The organism is Niallia sp. Man26 (genome assembly GCF_022049065.2).
Taxonomy (GTDB): domain Bacteria; phylum Bacillota; class Bacilli; order Bacillales; family Cytobacillaceae; genus Niallia.
In genome coordinates this window covers 740,085-755,771 of record NZ_CP095743.1, presented here as the reverse complement: position 1 = coordinate 755,771, position 15,687 = coordinate 740,085, and the positions used below count along the sequence as shown (strand labels likewise).

Annotated in this window: 19 protein-coding genes; 6 read left to right on the top strand and 13 right to left on the bottom strand. The window is 36.0% G+C overall.

The genetic code is table 11. The annotated features are described in order from the left end of the window. Positions 1–233: 233 nt before the first annotated feature. From L8T27_RS03870 to L8T27_RS03830, 9 genes are all read right to left on the bottom strand, one after another. Entirely contained in the window at positions 234–2,576 is a 2,343-nt protein-coding gene (locus L8T27_RS03870) for a phage/plasmid primase, P4 family (protein WP_237940804.1), read from the bottom strand. Positions 2,577–2,661: 85 nt separating this feature from the next. Further along, positions 2,662–3,138 carry a DUF669 domain-containing protein gene (locus tag L8T27_RS03865; RefSeq protein WP_237940802.1) on the bottom strand — a complete coding sequence of 159 codons (477 nt, stop codon included), beginning with the start codon at positions 3,136–3,138 and terminating at the stop codon, positions 2,662–2,664. Next, positions 3,138–3,839, bottom strand: a complete 702-nt coding sequence (locus L8T27_RS03860) for an AAA family ATPase (protein ID WP_237940800.1) — start codon at positions 3,837–3,839, stop codon at positions 3,138–3,140. The genes L8T27_RS03865 and L8T27_RS03860 overlap by 1 nt, the downstream gene beginning before the upstream one ends. Continuing rightward, positions 3,840–4,037 carry a hypothetical protein gene (locus L8T27_RS03855; RefSeq protein WP_237940798.1) on the bottom strand — a complete coding sequence of 66 codons (198 nt, stop codon included), beginning with the start codon at positions 4,035–4,037 and terminating at the stop codon, positions 3,840–3,842. After that, positions 4,021–4,254, bottom strand: a complete 234-nt coding sequence (locus L8T27_RS03850; protein WP_248574471.1) for a hypothetical protein — start codon at positions 4,252–4,254, stop codon at positions 4,021–4,023. Before L8T27_RS03850 ends, L8T27_RS03855 begins: the two co-directional genes overlap by 17 nt. Beyond that, positions 4,238–4,426, bottom strand: a complete 189-nt coding sequence (locus L8T27_RS03845) for a hypothetical protein (protein ID WP_237940794.1) — start codon at positions 4,424–4,426, stop codon at positions 4,238–4,240. The genes L8T27_RS03850 and L8T27_RS03845 overlap by 17 nt, the downstream gene beginning before the upstream one ends. Before the next feature lie 231 nt (positions 4,427–4,657). Beyond that, the gene (locus L8T27_RS03840) at positions 4,658–4,870 is read right to left on the bottom strand and encodes a hypothetical protein (RefSeq protein ID WP_237940792.1); all 213 of its coding nucleotides are present in this window, start codon (positions 4,868–4,870) and stop codon (positions 4,658–4,660) included. 194 nt (positions 4,871–5,064) lie between these two features. Then, positions 5,065–5,232, bottom strand: coding sequence for a hypothetical protein (locus L8T27_RS03835; protein ID WP_237940790.1), 168 nt, complete (start codon positions 5,230–5,232; stop codon positions 5,065–5,067). Between the two features lie 52 nt (positions 5,233–5,284). After that, a complete protein-coding gene (locus L8T27_RS03830) occupies positions 5,285–5,518 on the bottom strand; it encodes a helix-turn-helix transcriptional regulator (RefSeq protein WP_237940788.1) in 234 nt (77 codons plus the stop codon). A gap of 197 nt (positions 5,519–5,715) precedes the next feature. Here L8T27_RS03830 and L8T27_RS03825 point away from each other — a divergent pair, with 197 nt between their 5' ends. After that, positions 5,716–6,369, top strand: coding sequence for a LexA family protein (locus L8T27_RS03825; protein WP_237940786.1), 654 nt, complete (start codon positions 5,716–5,718; stop codon positions 6,367–6,369). Between the two features lie 12 nt (positions 6,370–6,381). Next, the gene (locus L8T27_RS03820) at positions 6,382–7,806 is read left to right on the top strand and encodes a recombinase family protein (protein ID WP_237940784.1); all 1,425 of its coding nucleotides are present in this window, start codon (positions 6,382–6,384) and stop codon (positions 7,804–7,806) included. 218 nt (positions 7,807–8,024) lie between these two features. Here the strand turns inward: L8T27_RS03820 and L8T27_RS03815 are convergent, their stop codons facing one another. The 4 genes from L8T27_RS03815 to L8T27_RS03800 all read right to left on the bottom strand — a co-directional run bounded on the left by L8T27_RS03815 (position 8,025) and on the right by L8T27_RS03800 (position 11,565). Then, complete coding sequence (locus tag L8T27_RS03815; RefSeq protein WP_237940782.1) at positions 8,025–8,681, bottom strand: phosphatase PAP2 family protein; 657 nt, start codon at positions 8,679–8,681, stop codon at positions 8,025–8,027. A gap of 108 nt (positions 8,682–8,789) precedes the next feature. Then, entirely contained in the window at positions 8,790–9,509 is a 720-nt protein-coding gene (locus L8T27_RS03810) for an EcsC family protein (RefSeq protein ID WP_233317298.1), read from the bottom strand. 105 nt (positions 9,510–9,614) lie between these two features. After that, on the bottom strand, positions 9,615–10,832 hold the full coding sequence (locus tag L8T27_RS03805; RefSeq protein WP_237940780.1) for an ABC transporter permease: 1,218 nt from the start codon (positions 10,830–10,832) through the stop codon (positions 9,615–9,617). Continuing rightward, positions 10,825–11,565 carry an ABC transporter ATP-binding protein gene (locus L8T27_RS03800; RefSeq protein WP_237942239.1) on the bottom strand — a complete coding sequence of 247 codons (741 nt, stop codon included), beginning with the start codon at positions 11,563–11,565 and terminating at the stop codon, positions 10,825–10,827. The genes L8T27_RS03805 and L8T27_RS03800 overlap by 8 nt, the downstream gene beginning before the upstream one ends. 615 nt (positions 11,566–12,180) lie before the next feature. Between L8T27_RS03800 and L8T27_RS03795 the strand changes: the two genes are divergently transcribed. The 4 genes from L8T27_RS03795 (at position 12,181) to L8T27_RS03780 (ending at position 15,516) form a co-directional block, all read left to right on the top strand. Then, on the top strand, positions 12,181–12,600 hold the full coding sequence (locus tag L8T27_RS03795; protein WP_233317300.1) for an HIT family protein: 420 nt from the start codon (positions 12,181–12,183) through the stop codon (positions 12,598–12,600). Between the two features lie 255 nt (positions 12,601–12,855). Then, positions 12,856–13,935: a 3-phosphoserine/phosphohydroxythreonine transaminase gene (gene serC / locus L8T27_RS03790; RefSeq protein ID WP_233317301.1), complete on the top strand. Its 1,080-nt coding sequence runs from the start codon at positions 12,856–12,858 to the stop codon at positions 13,933–13,935. A gap of 122 nt (positions 13,936–14,057) precedes the next feature. Next, positions 14,058–14,420 carry a YtxH domain-containing protein gene (locus L8T27_RS03785; protein WP_233317302.1) on the top strand — a complete coding sequence of 121 codons (363 nt, stop codon included), beginning with the start codon at positions 14,058–14,060 and terminating at the stop codon, positions 14,418–14,420. 526 nt (positions 14,421–14,946) lie between these two features. Continuing rightward, positions 14,947–15,516: an HTH-type transcriptional regulator Hpr gene (locus L8T27_RS03780; protein WP_233317303.1), complete on the top strand. Its 570-nt coding sequence runs from the start codon at positions 14,947–14,949 to the stop codon at positions 15,514–15,516. Positions 15,517–15,687: the final 171 nt, after the last annotated feature.

Sequence of the window (15,687 nt, the reverse complement as noted above, 5' to 3'; positions counted from 1 at the left end):
TAAAGAAAATCTCTCCAAAGCTTACAGCCCCAAGGGATTCAAGCTAAAAGTTATTTTCGTTATCGGTGATTGGGTATTACTGCTCCTAATATATATATATTTATTTTTTATTTTTTTAAATTAATTGAAAACCCAATAACTAAAATAACTAAATAACAATAAAAGTTAACTTAAACCCTTGATACAACTGACTTTCTAGAAAGTTATTAAAAGTTATTAAACTAACAAAATAGTTATTGAGTGACCTTAAAAAAGCTGTTTTGTTGATTTTCGATAACACCTTTAGTAACTGGTATCCGTTCTTTTAAGGTAATTCCTGTAAGAAACGTCTTATTTCCGGCTCCCTTCATTTTTCCAAAGCCTTTCGTTTCTAACATTCGATAAAACGATCTATTCCCTAATGTTCTTTCTCCTGATTTAAAGCACCAGTTGTCATAAACTGTATACAATTCTTTTGCTTCAATTTTTACTGCTTCATTTTTAGGTTCATCAATGTAACAAACTTCACCTAAGAAAGGAGCTATTATATCCATTTCTTCTTTATAGTTTCCTGTAGCATCCACCACGATTTGAGGTTCAATCAAACCTTCACGCTGCCACTTCAAGCAGCCTTCAAGCGCCCAGTTTAAAATACCTGGCATTTCAAATGACAACTTTTCTTCAAGTTTTTTATCACGCTCATGAGGCTTTAAATTCAAAGTGAAAGGAATAATCTTTACGCGTCTCCATATCCCTTCATCAACACCACCGATTATTGGTTTATGGTTTGTTGTAAAAAAAACTTTAAATTCTGGGATAAACTCAAAGTACTCTTGTCTCAAAAAACGTGCTAATATTGGCTCTCCACCAGTAATTGTTTTAACAAGTGATTCCTGTAACTTTTCGCCTTCTTCTGACTCTACAGCTGAGACAAATCGCGCATTCACCAATCTGGCAATATCATTATTTGCTCCTGTATCTTTTTTCTTAATGAAAGTATCTGATTTTGTTTGCGAACCATAGTCACCCATTAACTTTTTAACTGTATTTACAAATGTCGATTTACCGTTAGATCCACCACCGACCAAGAAATACATAGATTGCTCTGATATATCTCCAGTTAATGAGTAACCTACAAGTCGTTGCATATAGTCGACTAACCCTTTATCACCCATGAAGATTTGTTCTAAGAATGTAATCCAAGTCGGACACTTTGCCGTTTCATCAAACTCTACATTTGTGATTTTGGTTAATCCTAGTTCACGATCATGTTGCTGCAACTCACCTGTTTTCAAATCAATAATTCCATTCTCAACATTGAATAAGAATTTATGACGGTCAAAATCTTCACGTTCAGCTGGAACCAGTGGCATTAAATCCTTTATGCTGTTCATTCGAATGTTTCTTCGTTCACACATGCGCGCCCACTTTGTTTCAGCCTCATCTTCTGACCGATAAAGATTACGCAGCACTTTAGCTGTAATTCGTTCGATTTCTTTTTTTGTATCCACTTTCCAGCGTTTACCGTCCCATAAAAGCCAGCCCATATCGGAAACGTATTTGATAACATGGCCATATTCGTAGGCAATTCGCTCTGCATTCCCAAGCTCCGTTAATCTGAATTTCTTTTTCGGCTTTTCCTCAACACTTTCTTCTGCAGCACCAGTATTAAACTCAAAGGAAAATTCATTAAACTGCTCTTTGTTATCTAATATGGTTGTAGCAGTAGAAGAAATAGCAGTACCAATAGTTCTTTCACCATATGTCTCGTTTGTTTCTCTAAAGTGGATAACATCCCACTTATCACGCATAAGACCAGTTTCTCTGAACATTGCATCCATGCGTATGGATGATTTACCTGTCCAGAAAGCTAAGTGATTACATAAAGCCAAATCACTTGCTGAATGATCTCCATTAATTAGATTGCCATTGTATAGGGAACGAATCTCATCACCATTTTTACTTCGGAACATTCTTTCCCATAACGCTTCATTTGAAATTTTGATTTCATCCTTTTCAAATTCAGCTAGGTTTACTCTTCCTTGAATGTCGCTATCGTCGAAGTATTGTTCAAACACTTCTGCAATTTCATCTGTACGTTCATAAACCTCATTAGAATTTTCGCGATTACCAGTGAAACTAAAGTAACGGCCATATGAGTAAATTTCCAAACCATGTTTTGTATTTTTCCTTCCAGTCCCTAAAACAGATTGTGGAAGGTTCCCTTTGATAATGATGTGAATCCCTTTACCTGATGGAGAAAATTCAGTGTAACTATCTAAAGTATCGATAATCTCAGATGCGAAGGTATTCGGCTTACCATCCACAACACACTTATCAATATCAATCCCGATATAGTTATCCTGACGACTAAAAACAAATCCAATCCCGTCATAATTTCCTTCAAGGTAAAACTTCACTGCTGTAGCAAAAGTACTCCATGTACGGCGATTATTTGCTTGAGCCATTTCTCCATCTACTTGATAAGGAACCTTTGTTGGCTTGTTATTTCTTAGTTCCGATTTCCATAAAATCCATTGAGGCAGGGCTTTTAGTTCGGCAGGGATTTCGTTAAAATTGTATGGATTTTCTTTCATTTCGCCCTCCGATTAACGTTTTTTCTCTGTTTTTGGGTATAAAAAAGAGAAGCTAGTACAATACCAACTTCTCTATTTAGTTTTATTAGAATGGCAGATCGCCATCCCCGATGTTGATTCCACCTGTTTGCATTACTGGAGTTACCTCAGATACGTTGTAATATTTTGCCTTAGCAGCAGTACGTTTCTGTTTTTCTCCATCAACTACTTTTTCATACTCCTCGTGTCTTACTGTGATATTTAAATTCTTATTGATAACTTGATTTGCCATATCATCAGCTGATTTAAATTCATGGTTATTCGGGAAGCCACATGCCTTGATGAATGAGCTAACAATTCTTACAGCAACTTCATGCTCAAAAGTAAATGTGTTGTATAGAATTTTTGCTCCTTGATGATTTTGAGGAACATCACTACGAATCTCAAAATCTACTGTTAATTTTGGTTTCTTTGCTCCTGTCACCCCAGCAACTGCATTTACAACGACAACCTCATACTTGCCTTCTGCTACCAATTCAAATCCTGTGCTTGCATTAGTTTCATCAAATTTAAAGAATGACATTATTTATTTCCCCCTTGTTTTTCTGGTACGTAACCAACTTTAAAAATATCTTCGTGAGCACTTGCCTTACGTTTATCCAATTGATTTTTTGCAAAGATGTAAGGTGAAGGCTCTAAAATAAACCCATAGTTTTTTGTTTCTTCGTTGATAACCGATTTGGCAACTACCTGGCATAAGCCCATAAAGTTGTTTAGAATCTTACTTCGGATATCTGGATATGCACGATTGACAGCTTGACCACTTGGTAATTCCCACTTATCAGTGGTTTCCCACGCTGTAAATACAACACGTTTACCTAAGGTTTGAATAAAGCGCACACTGTCGATAATAAAAAAATCAATTTGTTGATAATTTGCCTGCGAAGGAACACGATTGTTATTTCCGTCTCTTCCTAAGTTAGCAAGCATAGATCTTGTTAATTCTGAAATATTGTCGAAAAACAGATTGTCATATTTCGATAAGTCAGCTGAGGCTAAATCCTTCATAAGCTGATTCCAATTAGTCCATGCCTCATAGGTATCAAATTGAACAATATCAATATTTGAATTACCTGCTAATGGAGCTTGTGTCTTGTCTATTGGTATATAAAGAGTGTTTCCTTCTAAATAATTCGCTGTAGATGTTTTTCGCATTCCTGGATTACCGTAAATCAAATACGTTGAATTATTCGTTGTTATTTCAGCAGCGTTTGATACTTGCAATTAGCTCCCATCCTTTCCGTGCTCCTGCAGTTTTCCTATATAACTATCAATCTCAGAAATTGCTGCTACATGCTTTTCATTTGCAACCTTTAATATTTCAATGGATTCTTCCTTGTTTTTTATTTGTTGAAGGTTATCCTCCATTTGTCTTTTGTGATATCGTTGAGACTTTGTAAGTTCCTCAATGATTATCTTCAAATAAGTCACCTTCCCAACGGATTTCAATATCTGTTAAATCGTGTATTCTGGCGAAATTCTCTATCTCTTCCACAGCTATATCAAATGGAACTCCATTGTCAAAATGACGTTGAAATCTTTCATAAATGTCATCCTCATGTGGAAGGAACCCATATTCGTCAAAACATTTATTGATATAGCTATAGATTAAGTATTGGATATTAGACATTACTGTCATTTTTTGTTTCCTGCATAACTTGGTCTAGATATTCATATATTTCAACAAGGTCTTCGTAAAAGTTACTGCCACTCATGGACTGCTGATGTTGCTCCAAGAATTTGAAAAGTGGCTCAAGCTTATCATTCACAGGGCTAAAAACGGTTCTATCTTTGGCATCAAAATAAGGCATTTATTCTCCCCCTGTTGATTTTTATTTAATTTTGAAATATGATTGTTTTGACTATAACTTTTCATTTATTCTGTGACTCACGTTGTCGCGTGGGTTTTTTTTATTTCTGACAAATACTCCGTAAGGCATTTACTGTGACAAAACAATTTCTTGCCACATCTCCAAACTTTATCGCCTCTGTAGATTGGCCATGTACAGCTTTGATTAGAACAATAGGCAACTGGGTTTTCGTTACTCATCTGATTTCAACCTTTCTTTCTCCCATTTTTCTTTTGTTCTTTGACCACCTTTTGCGGCAGTAACTCTCATTTTTTCGTAATACTTTTCAGAAAATGTTTGGGCGAAAGTTTTTCCAGTACCTTCGTACGGTACGATTGGATGCTTAGCTATATAAGCCAAACGTTCTTCTTCTGTCATTTTCCAAACAGTTACTTTCCCGATCACTATGTATCACCTCCTTAAAGTAGAACTAAATCCTTTCAACAATTTCTGCATTGTGGGTAAAAGATTACCGACTATGTCGGTATTTTATTTAACTGCTCCTTTCACAGTTGCTTGGCAGATTAGAATGTAACGATCTACCGGAGCTAGTCTTAACCATTCGGCTGGTCTGATTTTCATTAAACTCACCTCCTAAGTTATGAAATCTCTTTTACAGGTTTTTCGTTGCATTGTATGGTGATGTCGCCGATTGTTAAATTTAAAAACTTTATTTCTTTCCCATATTTTCTTGATAAAATTTTCTCAACAATCGGCTTAAGATTCTTCACCTTTTCTTCTGTAAGTAAATGTTTACTTATCCCCATATAAATCACCTCAATTAAAGCTATGCAGGTGGACAGTTAGGACAACTCTACTTTAGGAAGTAGAGTTACTGCCGTTAATTCTACTAAAAGTAGAGTTGGCGTTAAAAAAAATAAAATCGTAACTAAACTCTAAAATTTCACTGATCTTTTTGGCATCGCCTACAGTAACATCATCAGGACATTTCTCCATTTTACTGTAAGTATGCACGTGTACACCTAATTTTGAAGCAACCTCTTTTTGAGTTAACCCTTTGAGTAACCTAGCTTGCTTTAAAGTGATATTCATGTATCTCACCTCACTTCTTTCGCTTCACAACCACATATTACTCTACTAAAAGTAGAATGTCAACAAACAAAATTATAAAAAAATATTCATTTTGTGTTTATTTTCTAACTAAAAGTAGAATTTTTTGGACATTCTATTGAATGTATTCTACTTTTAGTATAGAATTAAGGATATAAATTAGGTCGGAGGTCATTAAAGTGAGTATTGGTAAAAATATTAAAAGGTTGAGAGAACAACATAATCTTACCCAAGAACAGTTAGCTAACATAATTGGCGTTTCTGATAAAGCAGTATCTACTTGGGAAAGTGAACTTAAAACTCCAAGAATGGGGACAATCCAAAAGATTGCAGATCATTTCGGGATCTTAAAGAGTGATATTATTGAGGATAAAAAAGATAATGTTACTTCTATTGGCTCTTCTGCCCCTCATGGTATTGATTCAATTAAGATGCCTTTGTTAGGTTCAATTTCAGCTGGTGTGCCTTTAGAAATGATTGAGGTACAAGACCTTGTAAATGTTCCTAGAGAAGTTGGAGAAACATATCCTGATGCATTCTTATTAGAAGTTATTGGTGACAGTATGAATAAAGTTATCCCAGAAGGTGCATTAGCTTTATTAGATCCTACTATTGAAATAAGTAATGGAGATATTGCTGCTGTAGCAGTCAATGGTTATGATGCAACTTTAAAAAGAGTATTTAAACATCAAGATGGAGTCACTTTAGAACCTCTAAGTTATAATCCAGAACACAAAACACAATTCTATAGTGATAAAGACATGGATCATTGCCCAGTTTCAATAAAAGGAAAATTAGTCTGGTATATGGCACCACTTGACATTAAATTCTAGGAGGAGTTTTTCATGAAGTGTGTAGCCTATATTAGGGTATCTACAGACGAACAAGCTAAACACGGCTATTCCATTGCTGCACAAATAGAAAGACTCGAAGCTTATTGTGTCTCTCAAGAGTGGAGCTTAATTGATACTTTTATTGATGATGGATACTCTGCAAAAGATCTTAACAGACCTCAATTTAAAGAAATGATGAATCGAATAAAAAATGAAAATATAGATGTCTTACTGGTCTATCGACTAGATAGATTAACTCGTTCTGTTTTAGATCTTTATGAAATATTAAAAATCCTTGATGAACATAATTGCATGTTTAAAAGTGCTACTGAGGTATACGACACTACTAATGCTATGGGAAGATTATTTATCACTTTAGTAGCAGCTATCGCACAGTGGGAAAGAGAAAATACGGCAGAACGAGTTAAATTAGGTATGGAAAAGAAAACAAAGTTAGGAAAGTGGAAAGGTGGCATGGCACCTTATGGATATAAAATTGTTAATAAAGAATTAGAAATTAATGAAGATGAAGAGCCATTAATCAAGTATATTTTCCACCTTTCAAGAACTTTAGGATTTTACTCAATTGCAAAAAAAATAACTGAACAAGGGTTTACTACAAGAAAAGGTGGAGATTGGCATGTCGATACCGTTAGAGACATTGCTAATAACCCCATATATGCTGGCTATTTAACCTTCAATGACCCAAAAGACTCCAAGAAACCTCCCCGCCAACAAACCTTATATGATGGGCAACACAGCCGTATAGTTCACAGAGAAGAATTTTGGTCATTGCAGGATATACTTGATAAAAGAAGAACTTTTGGTGGGAAGAGAGAGACTAGTAATTATTACTTCTCATCCGTTCTTAGATGCGCGCGATGCGGCTCGTCAATGTCAGGGCATAAGGGGTCTCAAGGAGTTAAAACTTATCGTTGTTCTGGTAAAAAAGCAGGAAAGAAATGTACTAGCCATATTATCAAAGAAGATAACTTAGTTTCAACTGTACTTAGTTCGCTTGAAGTAATAACAAAGCAAATAATTGGTGATACCACTTTAAATAATATCTCTCAACAAAAAATAACTGAATTGGAAAATGAACTGAAACTTATTCAAAAGCTAATGAAAAAGCAAAAAGTTATGTTTGAAAATGATGTTATAAGTATTAATGAATTAATCGCAAAAACTGAAAACCTTCGTCTGCAAGAAAAGCAACTTACTGAAGAAATCTATAATTATCAAAAAGCAAACAATACTGATACTGAAGAAATAAAAGTAATTTTGGAAAATATCCATTCTCTTTGGAATGATGCTAATGATCAAGAAAGAAAACAAATTATAAGTACAATCTTCAATCAATTAGTAATAGATACGGAAGATGAATATAAACGAGGTACAGGGGCATCAAGAAAAATAATTATTGTTTCTGCTAAATAACTAAATGTCTTTTGTCGGCGGAGGTACACTAGTTCCCTGGGCCCTAATCCCCGCTGCTGCCATCTGTAACGTCGATCCGTTCGAGCTTGCAAGACGGAATCTTATCCCCGTTGCTGTCGGCTTATTCGTTACGACGATTGTGGCCATAATACTGATATAAAAAAAGCTCCATCTATGTGAAGGATAGATGGAGCTTCTGCTTGTAAGAAGCTAAAAAATTATGTTCTTATCTTTACTCGCTTAGTAAGTTTTACCTGTAGCACTTCATAAAGAGCAATCCACAAATACAGCCAAATTAGCCCTAATGCGTAGCCGCCGATTACATCGGATGGAAAGTGGGCGCCGAGGACTACTCTGCTTACTCCTATCAGCAGGATAAACAGAAAGGCGGCAGCGGTAACTAGCCATTTTTGTGTGCTTCCTTTTAATTTCCTTGCGATTAGGTAGGCGATAAACATATATAAGACAAAGCCAACCATTGCATGGCCGCTTGGAAAGCTCATGCTGTCTGCGTCGGCAATATCATGAAAATGCGGTCTCGGGCGGGCGATTGCGTCTTTAACGATTTTGTTGAATTCATTGCCAAGACCAACGCTAAGCACAAAGGCTGCCATTCCTAAATAATCCTTTTTTCTTATCCATAGCCATACTAGAACAATTATCGCGATTGCACCAATGCCTATTTTATCACCAAATGCTGAGATAAATTCAAAGAAAGAATGAGTGCCTTCAGGGAATAAATCCATTATAGTCTTTTGGATGCTTCCATCAAAAAACAAGTCTTTTCCTTTTGCTATTACAGAAACAAAATAAATAAAAATAAACAATGATAATGCCACTAAAGCCAAAGCTGTTTTCGATTTCCTGATGGTCATTTTTTCCTCCGTAAGTAAAGATTGCTTTTTATTGCCTATTTTATCAAATCTTTCTTTTCGTGGAAATATGGTTTACAGGTAATTTTGCTTCCTCCCAATATGAGGGTATCACTCGTGATTTTTGTTAAAATGCCTAATTCTGTAGCAGTTTTTTGCCGTTTCCCCAAGCTGTTCCAAAAGATTATAATTAGCCACTGCTCCAACAGCAGCACCAATTACTGGAACTAACTGCAGCATCTTCACGAAATCGATATAATCTCTGTATTCTTGCTGAAGCTCCTGCCAATTTAGCTTTAGCACTTCTTCCTTCTTTGCATCCCAATTTTCAATAATTTCTATTAATTCCTGTTTTCTGTCTTCACTAGAAAAGGCAAGTTGAAAGACATACAGCGAAAACACTCTTTCTTCATACTCCTCTGGATCATGTCCATACAATGATGCTGACTCCATTAAGAATTTCATCTTTATTGCTAACAGCAGCGGAAAATCAGCCAATCCGACAAGAATACCACCTGCTCCAGTTCCCGCTCCTTCTACTGCTGCTGCTTTTTGAAACTGAGTGATTTTTTTGTCCATCTCTTCATCCAATGCTTTTAATGTTCTTTCAGAGGACGATGGTTTCTTCGTTATTTTATTTGTGCCGGCAAGTGTGCCTGTTATCATCTGCTTAATTGCTTCCGTTATGACTTGATGAACCTTTTGAGGAATATAACCATTCATTTTGGTCTGTGCCTTTTTAGATACTCGATTAAGCATGGTAGGTCTTTTTAGAATACGTCTTTTCCAGTCCTTTACTTCTTGTCTGACATTGCTTTCATAGTCCTTCATCTGTTTCACTCCCTTTAACCTATACATACGTATTATTCATTTAATTGTTCCCTATGCCGTAAACTTCGCAAAAAAAACTCCTAGCTGGAGTTTTTAAAGCAGACATCATGCCTGAAGTTTTTTATTCATATAGAGAGAGACAAAGACAAAGGTGAAAACAACACTTGCGATAAGCGTCATAAGACCTGCCGTGAAATCTCCCTTTAATGCTACAACAGCTGACAATATAATCCCTTGCAAGTAAAGAACAGTGCTGATTGTCTTTTTAAAGGAAGATTTACGCATATCAATGGACAGCGGATAAAGACTGATCCATAACTTATCTTGATAGGCGTTCCACAATGGCATAAGCTGAAGACCTGTCAAATATAAGAACAAGACCGCAAGCAACACTTGTCCCATTCCAAAGGAAAGGAAAAACAACGCAATTCCGCCTATAACTGTTAGCCTGACGGACAGACCTAAATAATCACCTGAACGGAAGAAGGTCCGCCAATACAGATGGCTGAATACAAGCTCTTGCTTATAGCTTATTTTGGATACGAAAACATCTAAAAGCTTCCTTCTCTTAATTCGGTTCCGCAGATGAGGCACATCTGTGAACATATTTGCCAACTGGTAAAAACCAGCCATACGCTTTTCATCTTGTGCGATTAAATATTCCCATTTAATACCCATATGTTTTGTTGCCTTCTGATAATAGACAAGCAGTAGAACAGGGATTACAAGGACAGCCAGCACAAACAGAGGCGAGGCATTAGAGAAAAGCAAAAACAAGATAACTAAATTTATGCAAAAACGGATAAGTGTGTCTGTTGTATGATGACTCGCATTAACAAAATGCTGAACTTGCCAGCGTATTAGTAAGTTTACACCTTTTACAATACTTAAAATAAGGAAGAAATACCAAAAACGATTAAACTGCCCATCGTTCACACTGGCATACAGCGGCATTAAAATGCCAAGACCCATTAAAAGGATATAAACTTGGAAAATAAAGCTGACCAGCATGCAGTTGATAAAGTATTTCCTCATTCTTGACTCGACAGGAATCAGAAAGATTCTGTCAGCATCCTTTAAAAACGTATAAATTGGGCTTTTTGTTACGAGTAATGCGAGCAACAGGCTCATGATTATCGCAGCCGGAAAACCTTTAGAAATCCCTTTAAGCCACTCTTGATAATAATAAGAACCCGCCCCTAATAAAAATACAAGGACTAGAACTAGATGCCCATTTAAAATATAGCGTAAATAGCGAACATATTCCTTCACTGTAGAGCTTAACCTGTCTCTCCACAGCTGCTTCTCACTGAATTCAATCATGGCTCTCTTCCTTTGTCAGCCGGATATATATATCATCCAGGGTTGCATTTGGCATTTGGAATTCCTGCTTTAGCTCCTCCATTGTCCCGGCACATTTAATTTTGCCTTCATGAAGAATGATGATTCTGTCGCAATATCGCTCCGCTGTGGCAAGGATATGTGTCGACATAAGGATGCCTGCTCCTTCTTCCTTCATTCGCTTCATCATGTCAAGGAGCGATTGAATTCCAAGAGGATCAAGTCCAACGAAGGGCTCATCGACGATATATAAAGAAGGCTGAACTAGGAAGGCACACATAATCATCACCTTCTGTTTCATCCCTTTGGAAAAGTGAGCTGGAAACCATTTTAATCTTTTTTCCATTCGGAATTCTTTAAGAAGCTTTGGCATTCTTGCTTTATATTGCTCTTCCGAGATACCATATGCCATCGCCGTCATTCTTAAATGCTCCTCTAATGTCAGCTCATCATATAAAATCGGTGTTTCTGGAACAAATGTAAACTGCTTGCGGTAAGCATCCTTGTCACTTTCAAAACTGCTGCCATTTATTTTTATTTCTCCTTTATGCGGCTCCATTAACCCGATTATATGGCGTATTGTCGTGCTCTTTCCCGCCCCGTTTAATCCAATCAGGCCAACAATCTCATTTGAAGCAATCGAAAAGGAAATATCTTTTAAAACCGGGTTACGGGTATAACCCCCCGTTAAATTCTTCACTTCCAAAAGCGTCATCAATAACGTACCTCCACTTATGTATTACCTATAGTTTATCAACAAACAGCGTTAATTTGAAATTTTTCCTTGGCTTTTTATTTTTTTGTGTATATATATCTCCATAACGGACATTCTAATTATTGAAGAGGGGCACCACTTAAATATTGTTGAACCAATTCAATAATAAAAATGAGGTGTTTGCAAAAGATTATTTAGATTAAATAATCAACTGAAACTTCCATTCGTTCAAAACAAGGGGATGGTTAGCTTGCATTATTTGTTAAGTATACCAGAAGATCAATACACCAATAGTTGCTTATCCAAGTAGTTAAAAATTCCATTACGGAATGAGGTGTGGTGTCGCAGACTGTCATCTATTCTTTATACGTTAACGCATATAAAGACCTAATTTAAGGGGATGGTTCGTTTGAACAATGATCGATTTTTCTCATAGAAAACAATTCATTATTAAATGAGGTGTTTATCAAAGAGAATGACCTTTAATCGAGCGCAATAAGAAGTTCCTCTTCAACGAGGCAGGATCTCTTGATCCTGTCTCTGTTTTTTGTTTTTAGAATTTCCTCTCTATGATAAAATAAATAGAAAAATGAACAGGAAAAGGAGAAATTGTTAATGAGTGATTGTATTTTCTGCAAGATTGTTGCAGGGGAAATTCCTGCCAAAAAAGTATTCGAAAACGAGCATGTTGTTGCATTTTTAGATATCAGCCAAGTAACAAAGGGCCATACTTTAGTTATTCCGAAAACGCATGTAAAAGATCTTTATGAATTAACGCCTGAAATTGCTAAAAACTTATTTGAAGTTGTCCCTTCTATCGCAAACGGATTAAAAGCAGCTTTTGAGCCGGTAGGGCTGAATACACTTAATAATAATGGTGAAAAAGCAGGTCAATCTGTATTCCATTATCATATGCACCTTATTCCCCGCTACGGAAAAGGCGATGGCTTTGGAGCCGTTTGGAAAACGAACTTCGACGCATATTCTGATGAACAGCTTTCCCAAATTGCAAATGACATTAAAGAAAAGCTGTAAACAGAAAATTTTAAAAAATTTCTACATAAAAAAGCTATTATCCAATAGCTTCATGAAATCGTTATCAATGATTTACACATTGGATTTTCGAGTATTCCAACACATATATTATTTTCGTAATGTAACAACAGCAGCTTTGAAGCAGTGAAATTCGCTTTAAGGCTGCTTTTTTTATCTGTACAAATCTTCACAATTTGATAGTATAAGGGTAAACTTCCAATCAAAATCGTAGTAAAAGCACAAGGAGGAAAAAACATGAAACGCGCGTATAACTTTAATGCTGGTCCTGCAGCATTGCCAGAATGGGTATTGCAGGAGGCACAAAAAAGCTGGATGGATTTCAACAATACAGGCATGTCCATAATGGAGCTCAGCCATCGCAGCAAAGACTATGAAGCAGTCCATAATGAAGCAAAATCTCTGCTTGCATCCCTGCTTTCTATACCGGATGATTATGAAATTCTCTTCCTCCAAGGTGGTGCAAGCCTGCAGTTTACTATGGTGCCAATGAATCTTCTGGCAGATGATAAAACAGGTTATTATGCACTTACTGGCGTCTGGGCGGAGAAAGCACTTAAAGAAGCTGCAAAAGTAGGAAAAACAGAGACTGCAGTTTCAAGCAAAGATGATAACTATACGTATATTCCTGATCCAGCAGAAATAGAAGTTCCTGAGAATGCGGCATATCTTCATATTACAACGAATAATACTATATACGGAACTCAATGGCATAAATTCCCGACTGGGTTGAAGGTTCCATTGATTGCTGATATGTCCAGCGATATTTTGAGTACACCACTTGATATCAAAAACTTCGATATCATTTATGCTGGTGCACAAAAAAATCTAGGACCATCAGGTGTTACAGTTGTTATCATAAAAAAGGAGCTCATTAAAAAGAACCCAGAGCTTCCTACGATGCTGAGCTATGAAACACATGCCAGCAGCAACTCCTTATTCAATACACCTCCAACTTTGGCTATTTATTTATTATCACTTGTGCTGAAGTGGGCGGAAAACCAAGGCGGTATTGAAGGAATCGCAGCAATTAATAACCAAAAAGCGGAAACACTTTATCATGTCATTGACAACAGCGAAGGTTTTTACAAAGGCCATGCCGTTAAAGACAGCCGCTCTAAGATGAATGTAACGTTCACGTTGCAATCTGATGAACTGACAAAAAAATTCCTGGATGAAGCTAAACTTGCTGGATTTGTGGGACTGAACGGCCATCGATCTGTTGGCGGCTGCAGAGCTTCCATTTATAACGCTGTTCCATTAGAGCATGTTGAGGCTTTAGCTCAATTTATGAAAGACTTCCAGCAAAACGCTTAAAACAAGGCTTTACACAGATAGGTTTCGCCTATCTGTTTTTTTTGCCTTTCTATGGGTAATGACATATATATGCAAACCTAACCTAAAATAGGCTATAATTAGAAAAAAAAGACGAGGTGAACATGATGAGTGGAAAAACATTTCTATCAGGATTTATCATTGGCGGGCTTGCAGCTGCAGCAGCAACCTTATTCACTACCCCTGTATCGGGTAAAGAGGCAAGAAAAGCATGTGTGGACAACAGCAAAGCATTTCTAAAGGAATTCAAAGATTTAAAAGAAGACCTTATAGAAATTAAAGACAGCATTGCTACTGCCAGCAAAGAAGGGAAAAATGTCATCGGCACCTTCGTGGAAGATATAAAAGAATCGCTCGAGCAATGGAAAACAGAAATTCAACCACATCAAGAACAGCTGAAAATCGAACTAAACCAAATTGAACAAACAGTAACTGAATTAGAAAACGACTTAAAAAAGCAACAATAACACACAAAGAGAGGAAAACTAACATAGTTTACCTCTCTTTTTGCTAAACCCCTTCATCTCCTCCTGAGTAATGTTAAATTTCCTTACATAAAAACATCTAAAATTTGGAAAAATAAATATACGCGTATAGTAAATATAAAAATCCATGTAAGAAAAGTATAACAAAGTACATATTCTGACTTTTTAAAAAACTTATTCTCTATTCATTCTTTCTCGATTTGTTTTTAGAGTATAGAAATATTTCAATATGAAACTATTTTTCAGATTTTAAAATCTGATGTTTAAAACCTTGATTTCAAGCAGTTCGGTCTTCTTAATATTTCTTTCACTCCAGAAAGTTACAGTGTATAATGCTGGTAGAAAAAGGGTGAATTTTTATTTAATTTTAGAAATAATTATACAATAAAACGTTTTCTTTCAAAAAATATGCTTATTTCTAAAAATTTCGCTTATTTTTTCTTTATTAATTTTTGTTTTATTGGCATAATGATTATAAATATAGAAAAGTAGGTGAATAGATTTGGGGATGAATGAAAAAGAATGCTCGATGAAGGAAGCTTTAATGTTTACTCAAAGAGTAGGACAACTCAGTAAAGCACTATGGAAATCAATTGAAAAGGATTGGCAAAATTGGATTAAGCCGTATGATCTTAATATCAATGAACATCATATTTTATGGATAGCTTATCAGTTAAATGGCGCTTCCATATCAGATGTGGCCAATTTTGGGGTAATGCATGTCTCAACAGCCTTTAACTTCTCTAAGAAATTAGAAGAACGAGGACTGCTGCAGTTCTCCAAAAAAGAAAATGATAAACGGAACACTTATGTTTGTCTCACAGAAAAAGGTGAGCAATTGTTCCTTAATATCATGGAGGAATACAATCCTGACAACAGCTCAGCATATTCAGCTGCATTGCCAATCAAAAACTTATATGGAAAATTTCCAGAATTGCTGGAAATGATGACAATCGTCAAGAATATTTATGGAGACAACTTCATGGAAATATTCGAAAACTCCTTCAACAATATCGAAGATTCATTCGTTGAACAAAATGGGCAGCTTAAACATAAAGAACCGGCGCCTATGAAGTAATCCACATATACTCGTAAAAATGGAATAAAGGGCAAAAAAAAGATGAGACAGAGTCTTATCTTTTTTTGTTTTAAAACACCAGTAAATAATCAAAAACAACTATTGATTTTTTGCCCTATTCGTCGTAAAGTAGCAAGGTGAGTTTTATTAAACTAGAAAATTTCTCCTTTT

Excerpts from the sequence above, each read along its gene's own strand:
- L8T27_RS03870 (WP_237940804.1), bottom strand. The coding sequence starts at position 2,576 with ATGAAAGAAAATCCATACAATTTTAACGAAATCCCTGCCGAACTAAAA.
- L8T27_RS03865 (WP_237940802.1), bottom strand. The coding sequence starts at position 3,138 with ATGTCATTCTTTAAATTTGATGAAACTAATGCAAGCACAGGATTTGAA.
- L8T27_RS03850 (WP_248574471.1), bottom strand. The coding sequence starts at position 4,254 with ATGACAGTAATGTCTAATATCCAATACTTAATCTATAGCTATATCAAT.
- L8T27_RS03845 (WP_237940794.1), bottom strand. The coding sequence starts at position 4,426 with ATGCCTTATTTTGATGCCAAAGATAGAACCGTTTTTAGCCCTGTGAAT.
- L8T27_RS03835 (WP_237940790.1), bottom strand. The coding sequence starts at position 5,232 with ATGGGGATAAGTAAACATTTACTTACAGAAGAAAAGGTGAAGAATCTT.
- L8T27_RS03830 (WP_237940788.1), bottom strand. The coding sequence starts at position 5,518 with ATGAATATCACTTTAAAGCAAGCTAGGTTACTCAAAGGGTTAACTCAA.
- L8T27_RS03820 (WP_237940784.1), top strand. The coding sequence starts at position 6,382 with ATGAAGTGTGTAGCCTATATTAGGGTATCTACAGACGAACAAGCTAAA.
- L8T27_RS03815 (WP_237940782.1), bottom strand. The coding sequence starts at position 8,681 with ATGACCATCAGGAAATCGAAAACAGCTTTGGCTTTAGTGGCATTATCA.
- L8T27_RS03810 (WP_233317298.1), bottom strand. The coding sequence starts at position 9,509 with ATGAAGGACTATGAAAGCAATGTCAGACAAGAAGTAAAGGACTGGAAA.
- L8T27_RS03805 (WP_237940780.1), bottom strand. The coding sequence starts at position 10,832 with ATGATTGAATTCAGTGAGAAGCAGCTGTGGAGAGACAGGTTAAGCTCT.
- L8T27_RS03800 (WP_237942239.1), bottom strand. The coding sequence starts at position 11,565 with ATGACGCTTTTGGAAGTGAAGAATTTAACGGGGGGTTATACCCGTAAC.
- L8T27_RS03795 (WP_233317300.1), top strand. The coding sequence starts at position 12,181 with ATGAGTGATTGTATTTTCTGCAAGATTGTTGCAGGGGAAATTCCTGCC.
- serC (WP_233317301.1), top strand. The coding sequence starts at position 12,856 with ATGAAACGCGCGTATAACTTTAATGCTGGTCCTGCAGCATTGCCAGAA.
- L8T27_RS03785 (WP_233317302.1), top strand. The coding sequence starts at position 14,058 with ATGATGAGTGGAAAAACATTTCTATCAGGATTTATCATTGGCGGGCTT.
- L8T27_RS03780 (WP_233317303.1), top strand. The coding sequence starts at position 14,947 with ATGAATGAAAAAGAATGCTCGATGAAGGAAGCTTTAATGTTTACTCAA.